The 20,938-nt window shown below is 49.1% G+C and carries 16 protein-coding genes and 1 pseudogene; 4 read left to right on the top strand and 13 right to left on the bottom strand.

Annotation, left to right across the window (positions count from 1 at the left end; all coding sequences use genetic code 11):
- Positions 1–129 precede the first annotated feature (129 nt).
- From IXB50_RS18575 to IXB50_RS18565, 3 genes and pseudogenes are all read right to left on the bottom strand, one after another.
- Positions 130–648, bottom strand: a pseudogene (locus IXB50_RS18575) (type I restriction endonuclease); the annotation flags it as partial.
- 2 nt (positions 649–650) lie between these two features.
- Positions 651–1,091: a type II toxin-antitoxin system VapC family toxin gene (locus IXB50_RS18570; protein WP_215610491.1), complete on the bottom strand. Its 441-nt coding sequence runs from the start codon at positions 1,089–1,091 to the stop codon at positions 651–653.
- Positions 1,079–1,534 carry a hypothetical protein gene (locus tag IXB50_RS18565; protein ID WP_215610490.1) on the bottom strand — a complete coding sequence of 152 codons (456 nt, stop codon included), beginning with the start codon at positions 1,532–1,534 and terminating at the stop codon, positions 1,079–1,081. The genes IXB50_RS18570 and IXB50_RS18565 overlap by 13 nt, the downstream gene beginning before the upstream one ends.
- A 92-nt stretch (positions 1,535–1,626) precedes the next feature.
- On the opposite strand from IXB50_RS18565, the gene IXB50_RS18560 reads away from it, so the two are divergent.
- The 4 genes from IXB50_RS18560 (at position 1,627) to IXB50_RS18545 (ending at position 3,450) form a co-directional block, all read left to right on the top strand.
- Positions 1,627–1,854 (top strand): hypothetical protein, encoded by a 228-nt coding sequence (locus IXB50_RS18560; protein WP_215610489.1) that lies wholly within the window; start codon positions 1,627–1,629, stop codon positions 1,852–1,854.
- Positions 1,838–1,978 (top strand): hypothetical protein, encoded by a 141-nt coding sequence (locus tag IXB50_RS18555; protein ID WP_215610488.1) that lies wholly within the window; start codon positions 1,838–1,840, stop codon positions 1,976–1,978. Before IXB50_RS18560 ends, IXB50_RS18555 begins: the two co-directional genes overlap by 17 nt.
- Positions 1,979–2,239: 261 nt before the next feature.
- Positions 2,240–2,893 carry a GNAT family N-acetyltransferase gene (locus IXB50_RS18550; protein ID WP_215610487.1) on the top strand — a complete coding sequence of 218 codons (654 nt, stop codon included), beginning with the start codon at positions 2,240–2,242 and terminating at the stop codon, positions 2,891–2,893.
- A 119-nt stretch (positions 2,894–3,012) separates the two neighbouring features.
- Positions 3,013–3,450, top strand: coding sequence for a hypothetical protein (locus IXB50_RS18545; protein ID WP_215610486.1), 438 nt, complete (start codon positions 3,013–3,015; stop codon positions 3,448–3,450).
- Positions 3,451–3,553: 103 nt separating this feature from the next.
- Here the strand turns inward: IXB50_RS18545 and IXB50_RS22665 are convergent, their stop codons facing one another.
- The 10 genes from IXB50_RS22665 to IXB50_RS18495 form a co-directional block, all read right to left on the bottom strand.
- A complete protein-coding gene (locus tag IXB50_RS22665) occupies positions 3,554–4,612 on the bottom strand; it encodes a potassium channel family protein (protein ID WP_215610485.1) in 1,059 nt (352 codons plus the stop codon).
- 89 nt (positions 4,613–4,701) lie between these two features.
- The gene (locus IXB50_RS18535; RefSeq protein ID WP_215610484.1) at positions 4,702–9,132 is read right to left on the bottom strand and encodes a tetratricopeptide repeat protein; all 4,431 of its coding nucleotides are present in this window, start codon (positions 9,130–9,132) and stop codon (positions 4,702–4,704) included.
- Between the two features lie 91 nt (positions 9,133–9,223).
- Positions 9,224–10,087: a hypothetical protein gene (locus tag IXB50_RS18530; protein WP_215610483.1), complete on the bottom strand. Its 864-nt coding sequence runs from the start codon at positions 10,085–10,087 to the stop codon at positions 9,224–9,226.
- A 79-nt stretch (positions 10,088–10,166) separates the two neighbouring features.
- The gene (locus IXB50_RS18525) at positions 10,167–10,802 is read right to left on the bottom strand and encodes a DUF938 domain-containing protein (protein WP_215610482.1); all 636 of its coding nucleotides are present in this window, start codon (positions 10,800–10,802) and stop codon (positions 10,167–10,169) included.
- 737 nt (positions 10,803–11,539) lie between these two features.
- Positions 11,540–12,610, bottom strand: coding sequence for an IS110 family RNA-guided transposase (locus IXB50_RS18520; RefSeq protein ID WP_215610481.1), 1,071 nt, complete (start codon positions 12,608–12,610; stop codon positions 11,540–11,542).
- A gap of 187 nt (positions 12,611–12,797) precedes the next feature.
- Complete coding sequence (locus tag IXB50_RS18515) at positions 12,798–14,786, bottom strand: dynamin family protein (protein WP_215610480.1); 1,989 nt, start codon at positions 14,784–14,786, stop codon at positions 12,798–12,800.
- Between the two features lie 276 nt (positions 14,787–15,062).
- Positions 15,063–15,719 (bottom strand): Uma2 family endonuclease, encoded by a 657-nt coding sequence (locus IXB50_RS18510; protein WP_215610479.1) that lies wholly within the window; start codon positions 15,717–15,719, stop codon positions 15,063–15,065.
- Positions 15,720–15,783: 64 nt separating this feature from the next.
- Complete coding sequence (locus IXB50_RS18505) at positions 15,784–16,035, bottom strand: UPF0175 family protein (RefSeq protein WP_215610478.1); 252 nt, start codon at positions 16,033–16,035, stop codon at positions 15,784–15,786.
- A gap of 200 nt (positions 16,036–16,235) precedes the next feature.
- A complete protein-coding gene (locus IXB50_RS18500; protein WP_215610477.1) occupies positions 16,236–20,270 on the bottom strand; it encodes a toll/interleukin-1 receptor domain-containing protein in 4,035 nt (1,344 codons plus the stop codon).
- Between the two features lie 30 nt (positions 20,271–20,300).
- The gene (locus tag IXB50_RS18495; RefSeq protein WP_215610476.1) at positions 20,301–20,762 is read right to left on the bottom strand and encodes a DUF2141 domain-containing protein; all 462 of its coding nucleotides are present in this window, start codon (positions 20,760–20,762) and stop codon (positions 20,301–20,303) included.
- Between the last annotated feature and the right edge of the window lie 176 nt (positions 20,763–20,938).

The following is a 20,938-nucleotide window of genomic DNA, read 5'->3' as shown; positions in this document are numbered from 1 at the left end:
TACGGATAAAAAGGCAAAAACTAATCTGCGCAGGGAGCTGCATCGATTCAGACAGATGTTACCGGATGCGGATCAGTTTATCCATGTGACCACTCAAACTCTTCAATGGCAGCCTCAGTCTACAGTCTGGTCCGATGTGAGTGAGGCGAGCTGGTGGGCGGTCCAGGCAATGGAATTGGACTTACCTGACCCGGCGCTGTGCTGAATCAGGTACTTTTGGCCAGCCCCTTCTTTTCGGGTTTTATCAATCAGCTGGTTCACCACCTGCCACTGGTGATAGCGGGGAAAGATTAGTTTTTCTTTGGGTTTACTGGAGCCGTCAAAGTCTTCTTCTTTGGGCTTTTGCAGATGTAAAAATCGGTCCAGCACCTTGAGCCAGGCATCGGGCTGAAACAGATGTTCCCATAGGTAAACGGTTACGGGGCGGTCGTTGCAATACTGGCGTTTGGCATTTTCGATGGATTGTTTGAACTCACTTTTGAGTTCCAGGGTGGCGGTGGGGATACCGTTGATGAATAGCACCAGGTCGAGGCGGGGATTATATTCGCCCTTGCGGGCATGGGGCGAGTAAGACACTTCGGGCACTACCCGCAGGCGGTTGGCCTGGTAGCGGGCCTGGGTGTCGGGGTTCATGCCGTGGTCGGGCTTGATTAAATCACCTCAGATATTAAAACGACAGGTATATCAGTTAATTTCTTAAACTGCCGGTCATTGGTTAAAAACGAGGTACATTCTGCTTTTAGAGCAGTGGCCGTATGTATAGCGTCTGGAAGCTTAAGTTGAGTGTTGCCCCTAATGCTTGCTGCATCGATTAGCAAATCTCGGAAAATGGGCACAACCAAGAAGTTTTTTCGATTGACGATCGCTTTCTTGTACAATGCTTGCTGGTCTGGGTTCCCGTCTCGACAAGGTTGGACGAGTAGTTCAGCCAGGGTTAGTTCACTAGTTACACCTATCAGTGTCCCAGACTGGATTTGCTCAAAAAGCTGCATCAGATCTGCACGAAACGCTGAATAGCCTTCCAGAGCATAAATCCAGATATTAGTGTCTATGTAAATTCGATTACCCTGTAGCGATTCTAGCAATCCCATTCGTCTCGTTCTTGGCGAATAAACTGGTCGGCAGCGGCTGGGGTGGCAAAGTTACCAGGAGCAGCACCAATCAAACTGGTAAGGGGAGTATCATCAGCCGTTTCTGTTGTGTAATTGACTGATAGCTCTTCTTCGGCACTCATGCAGCCAATCCAGCCAGAAGCTTTAAATTGCTCGTACACAGTACCTTCGGAGGGACCAGGCTCCTGAGCATCAGAACCGTTTTGTTGCGTGACGGGCTGGCTACCTTTTTTGAGGAACTGGATAAACTGATAGACCAGGTTCAGTGCCTCTTGGGGCAGGATTTGGAGTTCTTGCTGGATTTGCTCAAGAGATGCCATGGTGATCGCTGGGTGAATGGGCGATTGTTGGTATTTTAGCAATTGAGGCAGTGTGGCTGCATCCTCTAGGTTGGACAGTGACGTTAGTGGTTGGTTTTCCATTGATTTTTCTGATTCCATTATTGTTTCAGGACCTACCGGATTAGCGATCGCAGCAGCATTATGCAATCACAATCTACTTCTAACTTCTAACTATGATGCTTTCTTCACTTTCTGTTTTTACGAGTTCTTCACTGCCGTTTCTGACCCCGCTACTGGCCTCAACCGGTGGCGCTGAAGGGGAATCCTACGCCAAAATTCTGGCGGCGGCAATTACGTTAGTCACCATTGTCATTTTTGTATTTGCTCAAGTGTTTGGTGAGATTGCGGCTCGTTTTAGCCTGCCTGCGGTGTTAGGGGAACTTATTGCCGGGCTCGCTTAATGTTGCCATTGTGTTGATGGTGATTGCCACCACCTTTGTGGCTCCTCCCATGCTGCGATGGGTATTTGCAAGTAAGCAAATGGCTGCAGCTCAGCAGGAACAACAACAGTCTGGTACAAAATAAATCTGAAGTTTTGCTTGGGAGGCTACACCGCACTAACGGCTGCAGGTGCAACCATCGATATTGCCTGTTTAGAGCTGATTCACTGTACTTATCTAACCGGTCAACTCTAGAAAGCTGTACTACACATTAGCATTGAGCTATACCCAGCAGGGGTTGGACGCTTTGGAGACGGGTTAGAGACACTTGTTTGATTACAGTTAAACCATCGAATAACGACGCCATCAACAGTCAATTTCGAACCATAACTAGGGAGTCTAAATCATGAAGCATTCTAATGATATACAGCTACAAAAATCATCTGAGGTCATACAGCTACAAAAATCACAAGTTTCAGCGGCTAGCATAGTTGCAGCCAAAGCCTTTGAAGACGATCCCATACTGGCTTATATAATCTCTGATGATCGAGAATTTCGGCTGCAGTCTTTAACCTGGTTAATGAGTAAAGCGATTGCTTATTCTACTCAGTACAATCATGTGTATACAACCCAAGATTTAGACGGGATTGCTGCCTGGTTGCCGCCGGAAAAAGTCTCTAGCAGTTTACTTCAGTTATTGAAGATGGCCTGGAGTCTTCAATTGTATGCCTTACCGACGAAAATTCGCTGGAGCCGATTAGGGCGATGCCTAAAGTTGTTATTGGCTATTGATCAGGCCCATCAACAAGATATGGGCGATCGCCCCCACTGGTATTTAAACGTGATGGTTGTAAATCCTGCAGCTCAGGGACGAGGCGTTGGCAGTCAGTTACTACAACCGATTTTGCAACGGGCAAGCAATGAAGGTATTGTCTGCTATTTGGTGACTTTTGTAGAACCAGCCGTACGTTTTTATCAGAAGAATGGATTTGAGATCGTACAAGCCCAGAAAATAGCACCCGATGCGCCACCCTTCTGGACACTCAAGCGAAATCCATAATGTATGAGAGTTAATACAACACTGGAAGTGAGCGGAGCTTCATCTTAACCTATGTATAGTTAGAGATAGTCGCGCCCTAGCCGCATCTACGGCCAAATTCCCCAACTTTCTGTCATGCCATGTCTTTTGCTAAACTACTACGAATCATAATTCTTGGATTGATTAGTCTATTTGGGATACTTATCTTGGTAGGATTAGCAGCCTGGTGGCACTATTGGTTTTATGGCACCCTTAATCCAGATAAGGTGAGACCGCTTGAGGATTGGACGCTGGGATTAGGCGTAGGCGTACTTTATATGCAGGGCGTGACCTTGATAGAAGCCCTGCTCATAAGCCTTGCCACGCGGTTGCGATGGATAAAATTTAATCGAGGAAGAAACGCGGTTGGACTACTTAGCCTGATGCTACTGTCATTAGCGCTACCCAAGGGCATTACGTCAGCTACACCTAGCGAAATCGTATCGCTCTTATTGTATTTGTTGTACCTCACTTTACCTGTGATACCTGCCTGGTGCTTATTGTCTCTTCGGCGTAACCAGGGACTTGTAAATAGATAGAGTACGCAGTGTTTCTGACGATTACACATTCGGGGGTTATATTGATGGGGATGCTGTTTGCATATTGTTCCCTGTTCCATATGTTTGCGGATTGAAATTTTGACTAACGCACACGCGCACCGCGATAGCGTAGTTCTGGTTTTACCAGCTGCCGTTTGATCATAGATGGTAGGTCTCCCTGGTGTCCCATGAGAATCAGGGCATCACCAGAGGCCAGAAATGTATCTTGGGTGGGATGGATCAAAATCTCACCAGACTGACGTCTTAGCGCAACAATAATAAATGTGCCATGGCCCTGGGTTTCAATATCTTGAATAGTGGCTCCCACCAGGCTAGATTGGGACTCCACAGGCAGTTCACTGAGCTGAATATCAATCTCCGATAGCAATTGATTGAGAGTATTACGACCTTCTCCTTGGGCCAAAAAATCTTCAGCAGCAGGATTGATCAATAGATTGGCCATACGTCCCGCACTAATCGTGGCCGGTAGCACGACATGGTCCGCTCCTGCCAGGCGTAATTTCTTCTCGGTAGACGGGAGCTCTCCCCGAGCCAAAATGGTAATATTGCTGTTTAACTCGCGGGCTGTGAGGGTAATAAATACATTAGCCGCATCATCAGGGAGAACTGTCGCTAAGGCTCGGGCGCGATGAACACCCACCGCTTCTAGACTAGCCTCATCGGTGGCATTGCCAAGATGCATTAAATAGCCCTTTTCTTGACCTAAGCTCACACGCTGTGGATCCGCATCCACCACGATAAATGACAGACCATCGTTTTGAAGCTGTTGGCATAACAGCTGTCCGATCCGTCCATAGCCACAGACGATCACATGCTCCTTTAGATTTGCAATGGTTTCACTCATACGTTTGAGACTCAATGCCTGACGAATTTCTCCTGCTGCCACGGATTGCACCACACCCGAAATAATGTAGGTAACCGACAGCACTCCAGCGATGATCACCAAAATGGTAAACACCTTTAAACTGTTTGACTCTAACGGTTTGACTTCGCCATAACCAACGCCAAAAATGGTGATCACTACCATATAAATGGCATCCATCAAGGCCCAGCCAGCGGCGACATAACCGATTACAGCCACAATTACAGTGGTAACGAAAAAGCCAACTCCAATAAAAATACGCTGTAGCGACTTTTCCACGACGATTTTACCCCGTAGTTAACAGGGCTTTATCATAATGGGGAAAATGTCCTTGAGTAGTATGGAAAACTGCAAATTGCTATTTTCAGCTATAGGGCATTGCCAATTAGAATAAATGGAGCCCAATGATAGGGATGGGCAATAGAGCTGTTTGCTCCGGGAGATTGACCCTCCCAAGCAGTGTCAAATGAATTGCTGCTGCGCATAGCGGTGAGTCGAGTTTCAACATCCTGGCTATAGAGTAGGCTGAGTTGAGCCTGTTGTAGGGCCTCTGCCTTAGTCAGTTCACCCGATGCGAGAAATTCATAAAATCGCTGCATTAACAGACTGGTACTCTCGTCATTGACGGCCCATAGGGAGGCCATCACCGCTTGGGCCCGATTTCCTTTGAGAAAATAAGAGCTAATCCCCGCAATTTCACGACCATCGCTGCCTTCTTCACCGTAGGCGGTTTCACAGGCTGACAGGACTACCAGGTGTACATTTTCCAGATCGGCCTGCAGCAGTGTATCAATTTCAGGAATGGGTAACGGTTCACCATTGCCTAACAGGATAAATGACTGGTCCGGGGAACCAGGTTCAAATTTTCCATGGGTGGCGATGTGTAAAATCTGATGTTGATAGACTTCCGAGCGCATCAAGTCTCGATTAAAGGCTTTATTCAAAAAGACTTTACCATCATAAAACCCTCTGCTGTCGCTGCTAGTTTCTTTGACAATACTGTCTAACTCTACGGGCACATTCTCCAGGGCTAAAAAAGGAGGAGCTGGGTCTGATAGGCCTAACCCCAAGACGGAGGCTTCAGTAACGGCTGGTGGACTGTCTAGATCGGTTGCAGTTGCAGCCAAAATACTAGACACCGCATACTTTTCAATCAGATATTGTTCGCCATCATGGAGGGCGGCCATGGGAATATAGCGGGTATAACGGTCATGGGCAAAGATCAGATGCTTGATCTGGTTTTTGGTGAGTTCTGCCTCTAAGGGCCGAATCAGCCAGTCATAGAGCTTTTGAGACTTGGCTTGAATTTGTTCTAGGGAGGCTCGATCGCCATAGCTATAGCTGCCTCGACCAATCTCTTGACGAAAGTCTGCCACAGCCAGAGCTAACTGTTCTCGGCTAACATCCTGCACTTCGATGCTGCCAACCACATTATTTTGGGCCGCCCATAGTATCCAGAGTTTATTGTCGACGACAAGGGGGTAAACCAGTACAGCATCTTCGTTAGCTGCCAATAGCTTACTGGCCTCATTGCCTAAATCTTCGGGATTCACACATTGATCGTCAACCTGTTCACAATCGCGTCGATAGGCAGCTTCAATTTTCTGAACCTGTTGTTTATACTGGGCAATTAAATTCTCTCTCTGCAGGCTCAGGTCTCCTCTGGTGGCACAGCGGGTGGCATCACAGGCTTCTATCGCCTGGCTGAGGGCGATTAGGCTACCGTGGGTCTCGTGTACCGATTGCTCCAGGGGGGTAAGAGAGATGCCATTGCTACTCCATACAGAACGGGTTTGAGAGGTAAACTCCCGCAGTTCTTCAATTTTCAACAGATCTAGAACCCTCTGGGCTTCGGGGATACGCCCCTGGGTGAGCAAAACATCGGCCAGTTGTCGATAGGTATCAGCGATGGATTCGGTGTAGGAGGTTTGAAGCGTTTGGTCGAGGGTACGAATGGTTTCTCGAATGGTTTCATAGGTATTGACCGATTGTTTGAGAAACACACTGGCCAGTTCTGGCTGACCTTGATCACTGAGTAGGTTACCAATGGTAGCCAATGTACTGGCTTCGCTGGGACGATTACCCTGTTCTCGATACATGGCCAGGGCCTGTTGCAATAGTTCAAGGGCCTCAGTGGGTTGATTGGCCGCAGCGACAAGCCCTAATCCCTTCAGGGATGAACCCATATCTGAGGCTCGACCAATCCGTCGCTGGATAGTGAGTGCCTGGGTGAAGCTATTTTGAGCAACGTCAAGGTTATTTAGGTTGTACTGGGCATAACCTATGTTGGTCAATGTTAGGGCCTCTGCTCCTACAGCACCCACCGTTTGATAAATAGCTAAGGCCTGTTGGTAATTGGTGAGGGCATCAGCATAGTTCCCTTGATTTGCAGCACTATTGCCCAGGGTATTGTAAATAGAAGCTTGCCCCGTCACTGCGCCAATCTCTTTGAAGATGTTCAGGGCCTCCTGATATCGGGGGATGGCCTGATCGGGTTGACCTAATGTTTCATAGGTTTGACCCAATGCCTGTAGAGAATAGGCGACATCATCCAAATCATCTAACTCCCGCGAGATCCTGAGAGCCGTTTGTTGGTCAGTTAATGCATTGGAAAAATCACCCTGGCTCAGGTATACATCACCGCGTATGCGAATACTATTGGCTTCACGACTCCGTTGTCCAATGCGCTGATGAATTTCTAATGCTTGATTGGCATAGTCAAGGGCTGCCGCATAGTCACCCTGATCACCGACCAAATTGCTGAGATTTAGCAGCTGGGTGGCCTGGGTGGGCAAAAACATCAGGTCTTGAGATAGCTGTAATGCCTGTTGCAGATATTGATCGGCTTGGACATAGTCACCTTGGGCCTGGTAGAGGGTGCCAATATTGCCTAATGTGGTAGGCTCTAACGGCTTCAGACCAATGTCTGTGACTAGCTGCAATGCTCTTTGGTAATAATCAAGGGCAAGGGTATATTCTCCCTGGCTATCGTAGACAATGGCAATGTTATTTAAGCTGGTGGCCATACCAGAACGGGCGTCAATGCCTGCCTCGATGGCCAGCGCTGCTTGAAATGAGGCCAATGCTTGCGTGTAATTGCCCTGTTCTTGATGAATATTGCCAATATTGTTAATCAGCTGGGCTTCAGCCGCTGGATTATTGAGGTCTTTGACAATCTCGAGGGAGCGATTTCTCAGGTCTAGGGAATCTTGATAACGCCCTTGTTCTGCATAGACACCGCCAATGTTGTTATATAGAGTCTGCTCTAGCTCCCAGGTACTGGCTAAACACAGCTGTCGTGCTTGTTCAGCTAATTGTTGGACTTGACGGTCGTTAAAATCCAGGTCTTGATAGGTCCATAGAAAACAGCTTTCTCCCAGGGTTTGGAGCGCATTGGAGGCAGTAAGCTGAGTTCGGATAGTTTGGTTAAGTGCTAAAGCTTGATTATAGGCATCAAGGGCGGTGGTATAGTCGCCTTGAATGCTAGAAATTAGGCCCATATTATTCAAGACCGTGAGCTGTGTGCTGATATTTTTCTGACGCTTCGCTAGATCCTGGGTTGCTTCATAACGCTTTAATGCCTCTGGATAGTTACCTAAGTCGTCATAGAGTCTGGCCAGCCAGAGGGTGGAACGAAGTAACAGCGGCGGAGAATCGATCGCTTGGGCAAGTTGTTCGGTTTGGATGGCAATGTCGAGTGCCCTGTCATAACGGGCAAGGCGCTGATACTGCACGGATATTAAATTCAACGTGTTGAATTCTTGGTTTTTGTTGCCCAGGCGTTGAACCGTATCTAAGGCTTGTTCATAAAATTCTGTGGCAGTAGCATAGGACTGTTGATCTGCATGCAGATCGCCAAGGCTGATCTGGACTGACCATAGGGATGTCAGCGTTAGCTCTGTAAAATATGTTTTATCTTCAGAGGTTTTGATCAGGACAGAGTCTGGTAAAAAATCAGAACTTGGAAACTGTCCTAGGGGACGATCACTGATTGCTAGGACTTGTTCGGCATAGGTCCTGGCTAGGGTTAAGTATTCGAGGGATGGCAAATACTCGCTGTCTTTTCTAGCAGCTTCTCCTAACGCCCAGTGGTGCTGAGACAGGCTCAGCAGGGTAAAGAGTTCTAATTTTGATGCGGCCAGGTGCTGGGCAAGCTCTAAAGTTATGGTTGCGGATTCTATGCCCTCCAGGTGTTGTCCCAGTTGATTATGGGTTTGACTGATGCTCCAGTGGATAATGGTGAGACCGACTCTAGTGGTGACAATGAGTTCCTGATTCTGAGAAGGGAGAATAATCTCTAGTTGTTCTGTTTGGACTTGGAGATTATTTTGTTGAGCCAATAGCTGTTCCGCTAGCTGATCTTGTTTGCCATAACTGGTTGCTTGCAGATTATAGGTTGAACTAAGGTTGCTGTAAGCCTTGGCTAACTCGGCATAAAGCTGATCTGTTAGCTGGTTGTCAGCGGTGGATTGACTCAGAGCGAGGGCTTGCTTGAGCAGTTTGATGGCTTGAGTGCCGGAGGTGATAGCCTGTGTTACCAGGTTTTCGACCTGGTTAAAGGTTTGGGCTTCGATCAGGGTGTTGATCTGTTGGCGATAGTTTAGGTTGGCTGTATTTTGGGCTTCGGCCTGCGATCGCAAGCCTGCGATTTCAGCATTGGTATCATTTTGCTTGGGGCGGGGGATGGCATGCTTGGGGAGTTCAAGGCTGTTTCCATAGGCCCAGGATGGCCGTACAGCCATTTCCAAACCGACACCAAGTACCGAAGCTAGGCTAAGGGCAATCAGACCATGACGCATTAACAGGTAGGGCCAACAGGGCAAGATAACGTTTGTAATGTCATAGTACTGGTGCGCCCTAACCTATTCAAAAACAGTTCATGAATTGTTCTTAAAATGAGAATCGACAGCTAGAATCCCTCAGAGATTCACTATCAAAACTGGGGGTATCGATCAGTATCGTATCCTGAGAACGTTGATAGAGAGGAGACTTGCCAGCATAAATCTCAGAAGCAGACTTATTATTGGATGGGAAGGATAACGACAGTCGATCATCCACCCAGAGAAGAATGACATCACCACTAGCTAGGGGACCCAGGTTATCGCAATAACGATAAACCTGTCGGCAAAAGAGTCCCACGGGGCCACATTCAAACAGAGTTAGCTGTCCCTGGATATCCATGCTCATCATGTAACCTGCATGGTAGTGTTTGTTCCAGTCCTTGACCTTAAGACTATCCACCGATACAAAAGAGAAGCCACCGACGGGAATCAGTGAAACCAATAGAACTACGAAGACTAAAAATGCAACCACGCTTTTAGTTCTCACTCGTTGGGGGAAACGACTAATCAGGATCAAAATCCACCAGATATCAAACAAGATTGCCAGGATTAGTAGCCCTAGCAGGCCCATGGGACCGGATTGGCTAAATAGGATGGGTATCAGTACAACTATGCTGATAATGCCCAACAGCATCAGCCCTAAGAATTTAGACCAGCGGCGTTTAATTCCTCGCAGCGTGGTGACAGGAAAAAGGACACTCGCTGGGACGATGGCCAATACTAAACACCAAAAGCCAGGTAAAAAAATACGTTGGAATTGAATAGCAAGATGGTACGGACCGGGTACGAGGCCGTGGATAAAGGATAAATGCCAGGCCAGATAGCTTAGGAATAGTAGCAATCCGATCCAACTGATTTGCTCAAAACGGTTTTGGCGTTGCCATAGGGAATAAATGTGTCGTAAAAACGGCATAAATTGAGCATAGGGAATAACAAGTCTGGCCTATACTTCACCCATCACCAGTCTGATTTCAGATCTTGTGGCCCATACATCATGACTGCTTATGAAATACCAGTGAAAGATTATTGGCAGGCATGTCAATCACTTCTTTCAAGGCTAATTGATGCACCTTAGCGGTTCCTTCCACGGCTTCTACATCGCGTACACCCCAGTCGGTTGTTTGTTCTTTGAGCCAGGTGTCAAAGGTGGCATTACTGGGGGCGGTGTGTTGGCCATTGCGTTTGAACGGGCCGTATAGATAAAGCACACCGTTCTCAGGCAATATTCGCCCAGCCCCTGCCATCATTGCCTCGCACGCTTTCCAGGGAGCGATGTGGATCATGTTGATATTGACGATGGCATCAATGGACTGTTTTGCATTAGTCTCAATGGGCCACGGCTCATCGCGGACATCCAGTTCAATGGCAGGTTGCAGATAGCGGGCGTTGGTGGCCTGCTGCCAAGCGGTAATGCTTTTGAGCATGGGGGCGCTGATATCACTGGGTAACCAGCGGCGTGGGGCTAGTTTGGGGGCGAAAAAGCTGGCGTGTTCGCCGGTGCCACTGGCTATTTCTAGGATGGTGCCTGGGTTGGGTAGAATTCGCTCTAGGACTTCTAGGATGGCTTCGCGGTTACGTTCGGTGGCGGGGGCGTAGAGGCGACCGTCGTTGGGTTTGAAGTCAGGCATGGGATTAGGGCTAGTGCAACAGGGTCAATTTATCCTACGGTGAATGGGGGGCGTTAGGGTGGTATTGGGATTAAAGATTGGGAAAATTGTTTGGATGGTGGGTGGGGAGTTTAAAGGTGTTGCTTGGGGTCCCTCCGAGTTCCCCAAACCCCCTGGGCAGGGCCGTTACGCCGCCCTAAGACCCAGTCATGGGATTTGTCAATAGAAGGTCGCAACATTCCTTGAAAGGACTTGTGTGACCTTCCTGTAGCTTGAGTAATAGAGCGTGATCTGGACAATTGGATAAAGGATTTAGATTAAGTTTTATTGTCATAGTTCACCTCACTCTAACCGACGTATCAACAACCAGTCATCCGGGGTCACCGTCGTAACAGTGCCACAATTTCCATATGCGCTATCGTCGAGGCTGCGCCCCACTCAACGTTCGTAGTCATTTACACTAAACGCTCACAGGGTCTTAGTCGGGGTCACAGCAAGATAGGTCAATTACTCGTTGTTAGAGAAGATTGAGCTGAACTCTCATTAACGGTTACCTCCAGATTAATGAACAATGTTGTTATTCTAAACGGTCACTTACCTCCAGATTAATGAATAATGTTGTTATTCTAAACGGTCACTTACCTCCAGATTAATGAATAATGTTGTTATTCTAAACGGTCACTTACCTCCGGGTTAATGAATAATGTTGTTATTCTAAACGGTCACTTACCTCCGGGTTAATGAATAATGTTGTTACTCTAAACGGTCGTGTTGGCCTCAGTAGGATAGTCCAACTGATAGAGTTCTCCTTTACGAAACGCCGCTCGTATTTTTCCAATCAGTTTACGGACCACGGCAATGATGGCTTTTTTCCGACCCATGCGCGGATGTAATCGGTCAAAAAACACTTGCAAGGCTGGGTCTTTGCGCACGGCCCGCCAAGAGATTTCCAAAAGGATTCCGCGCAGATGACGATTGCCCTGTTTGGTGATATGCCCTCGACGCACAGTGTCCCCTGAGGAATGTTCACTGGGGGTGAGTCCCGTATAACTAAACACCGCTCGCTCATTCTTGAACTGAGCCATATCACCCAGCTCATTCGAGAGCACTCGAGCACTAATCGGTCCCACACCTGGAGCCGATCGATAGGTGGCTTCGTTCGCATCGACCGCCGCTTGTTGTTTGAGTTGGGCCACTAGGTGATTAATCTGTTGGTCAAGGGATTGCCAGATTTGCCAGAGGGCCTCGATGGCTAGAGTGAAGGTCTCACTTGGCGAACGGTCTAATAACTCCTGGAAAAAACGAGGACTCATCTCTCGTCTATCTTCAGGGGCAATCAGGCCAAACTGATGGGCCTTGGCTCTGATTTGTTGTTTCACCTGAGTGCGAGTTTGAACCAGTTGCTCACGCGTACGACTGAGTAGACGGGCCTGTTCCTGGTCTTCACTGGGCACTCGAATCCCTTTTAACCGACCTGCCTCTAACTGTTCTGCTAGTTTTGCCGCATCTCGTTTATCGGTTTTCACTCGATTGTTGGCAGCCACTTCGACAGCGGCGGGATGAACCACAATGCTATCGATGCCTGCTCTGGTCAGGTCTCGGTGCAATCTAAAGCCGCTAAAGCCAACTTCGTAGACGGTATGAATCTTGCCCCCCTTAAAAAACTTTAACAGTTGGTTGGCCAGGGCCTTCGGGTCAGATGCGGTGGTCCATTTCTTGACAACCGTTTGACACACTCGAACCACGACTACGTAAGTCCTTTTGTGCGCATCGATGCCGACGTAAACCGCTTCGCCGTCGTATGATTTAGAGGGTGTGGTGGTTTTCATTGGGGCTACCTCTTAGCTTAGGTTTCGTAACTTCAAGCTACTGGTTAACAAGCTGCTTTGAGAAGCATCACACTATCCACCATAGGGACAACGTACTGGGTTATCTGCAATGGCATTAGGTTGGGGTTACGGCGGGGTCGATTATGTAGGTTCTTCACTGGTTTTTGCGAAGATTTTGGGGTGGGACTTACTGAATGACTTGGGTGTAGAGCTGTTGGATGGTTTGATTTGCTTGCTTTAGTTGGAGCAATGCTGCTTGCAGTTGGTCTAGTTCTGACTGGCTTTGGTGTTCTTGGTCTTGTTTTTGATTCAGTAGGGTTTCTAGGTCGTTTTTGCGGGCTTTGATGTCGGTGTCTAGGCGGCTGATGACGGATTGTTCGTAGTTGCGAAAGTATTGGACGATGGCGGAGTGGATGGGTTGCTGCTGTTCGGCGGCGATGCGGGGGAGGTGGGTGGTGAGTTCTTGACGGGCGGCGACCATCAAGGCACGACGGGTTTGGTCTATTTGGAAGGCACCGATGCCGAGGCTGGCGATGCCGAGGGTGATGGGACCGGCGATACTACTAATTAAACTGGAGGCTAGGAGGCTGGCACCGATGGCGGCGACGAGGTTGATCAGGATACTTTGTAGGTCGATGCTGGCGAGGATGGCTTTGACTTCTGGTGTATCGGTGGGTTGGTTGAGGGCGTCGATGGCCCATTCGGCCCAGCTGGGTTGACCTTTGTCCAGGGGAATCTGGACTGACTGACCGCTGAGGGTGGTGAGGATTTGATGGGTGATTTGATTATAGGAAGCGCCATAGTGGGCGGCGCGTTCGGAAAGTGTTTGGAAGGCGCTGCGTAGGGTGGGCTCCAGGGTGCGGCTCCAGAGTAGGAGCTGGTCGTTGAGGTACCTCTGGAAGGCGGTTTCGAGGGATTGGTTAAACTGTTGTCGACCGGCAGGGCTAACCAGGTCGATCAGGGAGAGATCGGGCTGGTAGGGGGCAAAGTCTTTTTCAAAGGTGTGTTCTAGATTGAGGATGAAGTCTTTGAAGGCGGTGGTGGTGGCGGTGGCAGTGCGATCGCAACTTTCTCGTATCTCCTTTTGAAATTCATCCCGAATCATCACTAGCTGTTCAAACACTGGAGCTAGTTGCAATATACTTTGCTTGAGCTCAGCCACCGTCTGGTGCAACAGGGTGCGCCGCAGGTTCACTTTTTCCGTGAGTTCTGCCAACGACCGCTGGGATAGTGCCACCACTGGCTGAAACTCAGCCCTGGCCCGTTCCTGGGTGAGAAACTGATCGAGGGTGGTGAGAAACTGCGAGAATCCTGGATCCTGAATTGGTTGATCTGGAGTCTTGATCCGCTGGCGCAATACCTGCAGCGCAGAGATGGGGAAGACTCGTGCTTCGTAGTTGTCACAATAGTCTTTGAGGGTACTGTAAAACACCTTATGGAGCCGGGTTTCGGCCTGGGCCAGTTCATCTGGATCGTCCGGGTCCAGCAAACTGTCTTTAATATGGTCCCAGGCATTTAATAAGAAAAATAGCGACAGTCCTTTATTTTGCAGATAGTTACTCAAATAGCGTCGCTCAGCCAGGGTACAAGGCTGGGTGGCCCGCAGCATAAACAAAATTGCATGGCAGTTTTGGATATAGCCCAGGGAGAGTTTGTTACGGGCCTCGGTATCGTTGAGGCCAGGGCTATCGACAATTTCTACGCCGTTTTGTAATAAGGGTAGCGGGTAGTTGATCACCGCATGACTGACATGGGCAAAGGGGGAGGTGCCATCGGTCTGGCGAGTTTCTGCTGGATCGATGGTATAGCGCTGGGTAAAGGTGTCGATGTCCAGCTGCTGGTCGGTGCCGTCGTTGAAGTGGACGGTGGCCTGGGGCGTAGGACCGTAGCGGAGAACCGTAAGGATGGCGGTGCAGGGGTTGACGTTGCTGGGTAGGAGAGCCTCTCCTAAAAGGGCGTTGAGGAAGGTGCTCTTACCCCGCTTCATATCCCCCAGGACCATAAGACGAAAGACACCTTGGCGGAGGCTTTGGCTAGCAGCGGAGAGATCGGCTAGGGGTTGGGTGAGGTCAAACGTTTGTTGCAGGGGAAGGAGAGTATGGGTAATGGTATCAAGCTGGGTGGCGAGGGCTTGACGGAGATCGGCGATTTGGGAGAGATGGGGTAACAGGGACATGGGCAGAGGGTGGTATCTATCTTGGTTATTAGGTACTGCATTAGGGTGTTAATCCTTACGCTCCAAATAGGGTATTAGGGGCAGCCCTGTAAAGGTGAAATGAATACTTTTAATAATTCTCAAAAGCTCCTCTCTTAAGTAGATTCAACTTTTCCGAGCTAGAAAAGCATTCTCTACAAATTAAAAATTCCTGATAGCAATAGCCGATTTGTTTGGGATATTTTTTCTGAAATAGTCTTAAACTGCCTGAATTTCTCTGATTTTAGTGCATTTGAACTAGCTATCTAAATTGCAAAGTTTGGTCCTAATCCATGAGTAATAATGGTTTTGTCCAAATATAAAGCTCATTGCTAGCCCACCTTGAAAGGGCTGGGTATTAGGGGTTATGTCTAACTCTGGCACCAGTGAGGATTTAACCTTTTCATCGTCTTTATAGATAGTGTCTTCGTACATGCCATTTTCCCAGTGACAGATTGTAATCTGCTGCAGTTCGGGGTCAACTATCCAGTATTCTTCAATGGCTCGGGCAGCGTATTCGGTGTGTTTGTAGCGGTAGTCTCGGTCTCGGTTGGTCTGCCCTGGGGATACGACCTCGAGCACTAAGGCTGGGGGTGGCATATCATGGGTGATGGTGGCACGTTTGGTCCCGGCAAGGGCGGCTTTGGATTCTGCGGAATGGACGAGGAGGTCAGGAATACGGCAGCTAACGCGACGACCACTGACTTCGATTTCGGTGCCCCATGTGACTAACTCTGAGGGAAAATGCTTAATCAGCTTTAATAGCAGCGTTCTAGCAATGCTCAGGTTTTTATCAGAGTCCGGTGGCATTTCGACCAGGGCTCCATCGACGAGTTCGTAGCGGGTCTCTGTGCCTGCGGTGTAGGCAAGGTACTGCGCTAGTGTGAGGTATGGGGCTGAGATGGCTTGGCTCATGGTGGGGTTGCCAGCTGTGGGGTATGACTATTGTAGGTAATCAGGCAAAGCAACAATAACAGCGTTAGTCATCGCTTAGCTCATCTGCAATTTGGTCATCGTCCAGATTAATTACAGGTACCTGTAAACGCCCTAGTTCAAACATAAATTGCAGTTTAGGCATTTGACAAAATACCGCAGCCTTACCTAATGACAATCGACGCAGTTCAAATAGTTTGACTGCCAGCAAAAAAGCCAACTCTGCTTCTAAGGCCTGTGGCGATTTACCTGACGTGATTAATAAATCCTCAGAATATGGCAAAGACAGAGTAGGCATGATAGTTCAGTCTCATACAACTGTGTGTGCATCTATTCTAAACGCATCTACCGATTCCTTTAGACAACCCAATGTCGCTAAAGGCCAGGTACGCCAGGCTTTTCTCTTTATTACATACCAAATCCTGGCTAATAGCCCCTGGTATTGCCGGGCTGGCACAAGGCACAGCCCCTACGAGGTTATCCATTGTGAGGGTCACTTTAAAACTGACACGCTTTTTCAATGCCTGCTGCTTCAGGTGTTTGCAGAATAGAATGTTCGCGGATGCGATCGCAGCCCCAATCCACCCAATCCTGTACCGTTCCCCCTTCCCAGCGCCGTAAAAACCCATCACTATTCGCACTCAGAATCTGCTGACCATCACCACTAAACAAAACCGTCTTAGCGATCGCATTGTGACCCATCAGCGGCTTCCCAATCGGCTCCCCTCGTAAATCCCATAATCGTAACGTCTGGTCACGGCTAGCACTAACCACATACTGACCATCCGGACTAAAGGTCACCGCCACCACATCGCTAAGATGCCCATTAAAAGGACCGGCAATGGGGCTCCCATCACGGTGCCATAACCGCAATGTACGATCTCGGCTGGCACTGACAAACATCTCACCATCAGGACTAAAGGCCAGGGCATTAATATCATCCGTATGCCCCTCTAAGGGATCTCCCATCGGGTTACCCTGTAAATCCCATAGACGAATCGTACGGTCATCGCTGCCGCTGACCAACAACTGCCCATCGGGACTAAAAACAACCGTATTCACCTTGTCTGTATGCCCCTCCAAACTCTCTCCCATGGAGTTCCCCTGCAAATCCCACAGACGAATCGTCTTGTCATCACTGGCACTGGCCATCAGTGACTGGGTCGGATGAATCGCCACCGAATTAACCAAGTCCTGATGCTGGTCGAGAGCCGCGATCGCATCCCCTTGACGCGTCCATAGTCTCACCGTGCCATCAGCACTACCGCTAGCAATCATGTTCCCATCCGGACTCATATCCACCGACAACACCGCGTCCCCATGCCCCGCAAAAGGTGACGTCGCTGCCTCTTGGTTATTAGCCCACAGCCTGACTGTGCCATCCTGGCCAGCCGTAACCATAGTCTCTCCATCACGACTAAGGGCCATCCCATGGACAGCACCATTGTGAATCGGTAGAGATTGACGCGCCAGCACATCGTTGATCTTCCACCATCGCAAGGTGGCATCCTCTCCACTGCTGAGAATGGTCTGTCCATCCGGGCTCACAGCAACAGAAAAAACATAATAATCATGACCCATTAGCGGCGGGCCAACGGGCTGACCATCACGACTCCACACCCGCACCGTATTGTCATTTCCCCCACTGATCAGCCACTGGCCATCGGGACTAAACGCGAGAGACACAATGCCGTCCGTATGGCCTTCCAGTTCTCGCAGTAATTTACCCTGACGATCCCATAGGCGGATAATCTTATCATTGCCCCCACTGGCCATCAGCTGGCCATCGGGGCTAAAGGTTACGGTCAGGACTGCACCGGTATGTTCTGACAAACTCTTGAGCCGTTGACCCTGGAGATTCCATAGATGAATCTTGCCATCTTCTCGACCACTCACAATCTGGGTACCATCGGGACTAAAGGCAAGGGACCATATAACACTCTCACCCTCTAATGGAAACGCTCGTGCTTTTCCTTGACGATCCCACAGTCTGACAACACCGCCCTGATCGCCGCTGGCCAGCGTTGTCCCATCAGGGCTAAAGGCCACCGTCTTGGCATGGCCCCAATGCCCTGCAAAAACATTCAGCTGATTGCCCTGGAGGTCCCACAAACGCACCGTGCTATCAGAACTGGCGCTGGCAATGGTGGTCCCATCGGGGCTAAAGGTCACTGACCAAATGTCATCTTCATGTCCTGTAAATGGCTGTCCCATGGGATTGCCATCGCTATCCCAAAGACGCACAACCTGGTCAAACCCACCACTGGCAATGGTGGTCCCATCAGGGCTATACACCGCCGACCAAACTGCATCATCGTGGGCTTTTATTCGATTTTTCTCCACCGTTATGCCAATGGCATTGCGTAGGGTGGAACGGACGGAGGGACGCAGTGCCCAGAGTCTTGCCCGACTTTTACCCGTTAACTGGAGAGACTCTAGAAGTCCCTCCACAGGTTTGGTTACTAGTGATCGACTCACCCTTGCGGCGGCTTCATCTAATGTCAGGCTACTACTTTTCTTAACTGCGATCGCACTGGCCCCGATGGCAATGAGACATAAAACACTGACCCCTGCCAACAGTGATTGTGTAATCATCATGCGTCGCTTTTCACGACGGCTCTCTGCTGCAAGCGCAGCCTGGCTAGCGATGATAAAGGCCTGTTGCCCCTCGGTGACCACAGGAGTTTTGGACTGTTTTTGGCTGGCCTGGAGCCATTGGGTTGCGATCGCGCTCTCAGCCCCCCGCAGTAGCAGATCATCACTCTGTTCTTTTTGCTGCCACTCCAGGGAGCGCTGTAGCCATTTGGTATGGCTTTGCACATGGTCTCGATCCGTATCCAGAATACGGATCAGATGGTTGAAATGGGTGGTGAAATTTCCCCGCTGTTGACTAAAGTCCAGCCACTGCACCTTAGCCAACTCTGGATGCAGGTCAGCCGCCTTCACCGGCTGATGCAAAATGGTGACAAACCGCTTATTGAAGCGAGCTGCATGCTCAACTTCTAAGGTACAGTAGGGGGAACTCACCGACCGGGGTGACAGAATAAACAAGATATTGTCGGACACCTCAATCCCCTGATAAATCTCTCGTTGAAAGTTGGCTGTCCCGGCGGCAATACTTTCTTGATCAAACCAGGTGGTTTTTCCCTGACTTTGCAAGGCATTATTCAATGTGCGGGCAATATCGGCATCGGCACTGGAATAGGAGATAAAGACATCAATGGACGCCGGGGGCGGATGGTCTAGACTCGTCTGAATAAATTCACTGTGGAAATCTGTGGCTCCATGGTTCGCCCGCCCCCTGGCTGTCTTTAACCATGCTTCCGCCTGACGTAGATCGTACCCCCGCAGGAGGATACTCGGATTCTGCTGCTGTCGTTTCCATTTTAGGGCCTTGACCAACAGATGCTTATGCTGGCTATAGTAGGCCCCATCATGATTTAGGGTCTTAATCAGTTCACTTTCATCCAACCGATAATCATCGGCTTTGACGTTGTCAGTCAAGTCAATGTACTGCAGAGACTGCAGCGCTGGACTGACGGGGACCACCGTCAAGGGTCTCACCAAAATGGGAATTACCCGTTTCTTGAGGGCGACGGCATAGTTCAACTCATACTGGCAGTATTGCGACTGGAGAGAATCCGGCGACAGTAGGTACACCATCGCGTCAGCTTCTTCGATACCCCGATTGACCACCCGCTTAAAGGCCTCTCCCGTGGGAATATCTGTTTGATTACTCCACACCGTAAATCCCTGCCGCCATAGCGAGCGACGAATGCGATTCATCACCTGAGCATCGGCCTGGGCATAGGCCAAAAACACCTGGGTCATCTTGTTGTGAGCATTTTTGACGCTCTCAGTGATGAACTCACAGTGTAAATCGGTGGGGACACAGGGAGGCTGTTCGTCCTTAAACCGCTGATTGAGCCATTGCTCGGCTAACTGTCGCGTTTCTCCCAACAGTAAAAATTCTGTTTGTTTTTGCTGTCGCTCCCAGGCCAGGGCCGCATTGAGTAATTGGGTATGCTGTTCCACATAGCCCCGATGCCGATGAAAGATCTGTTCTAGACTAGCAAGGGATTGATCAAAATTATCCTCGCTTTCCCGCATGTACACCCAGTTGATTTTACTAATCTGGGGATTCATATTCGGAAAGCTGGAATGTAGCCCTTGGGCCCGATAGTCCTGCCACTGAGCATCGGTCCCATCAGGATGACGCCATTGCCAGGTCTCTCGATCAATCTCCTCCACATGCAACAACGGAATAATCCGCTTTTGATCATGTAAAGCCCGATCGATCTCTTTAGCACAGTAGGGTGAGTTTACGGCATGGGGTGAAATGACAAACAGAAAGTTATGGGATTTTTCGATACCGCTATCAATCTGGTTTTGAAAATCAACGGCCAGGGGAATGTCGTTAAAGTCACACCAAACCCGATAGCCTGCGTCCGTCAGCCGTTTATATAGCTTGAACACAAAATCTTTACTGTCAGGCCGACCGTAGGAAATAAATACGTCGTAAAGGTCACCCATAGGAGATCTGGAAACTTATCATCCCCAACCCTAAAAATAACTTAGCTCAATTTCAATCCTGGTCTCGGCTCCAGCGACCAAAACCACAGCCTCACCAAACTCTGGTGGCCCCGTCAGCGCCTCTGGATTCCTAGAAAATCCAAACCCTTCAGTCGGCATGCCCACAAAATTTCGATTAAACTCGCTATCGCTGTTGGCATCATGAAATACCGACACGGCATAGCTACCAGGTGCCAGGTCCTCAAATGTGGCGACCAGAGACACGTCTGCTGTCGTCTCTAAACATTGAGTCTGTAATGCTTGATCACGGTTACTTGGAAACCCAGCACCACTATCAAAAAGATTTAAACAAACCTGTCCCTGAGGCTGATTGAGACCACTGATTTCTACCGCTAGCTGAGTTGGCTGATCCAGCTGCCCATGGGCAGGATAGGCCAGCCCCCCGATGGCGGCCAGGATCAAAGCACCGGTTAAAACAGGTTGTCTATTCATTGTCACCTCCTCTTGAACGTCTTCTTTGCCCTGTGGATGCCCTTCGATACCGGGTGCTATCAGCCAGGATTGCATATTAGTTATGTTTAGCACATTCAATAATTGGACTTTGTACAAATTTGTAGAGAGGGATGTACGAAGAAGCGGCAATAGGCGATAAAGAGCAAATAAAAACA

The sequence above is a fragment of the Leptothoe spongobia TAU-MAC 1115 genome (assembly GCF_018739885.1).
Lineage (GTDB): Bacteria > Cyanobacteriota > Cyanobacteriia > Phormidesmidales > Phormidesmidaceae > Leptothoe > Leptothoe spongobia.
The sequence above is the reverse complement of the archived record's forward strand: the minus strand, read 5'-3'. Positions and strand labels throughout refer to the sequence as shown.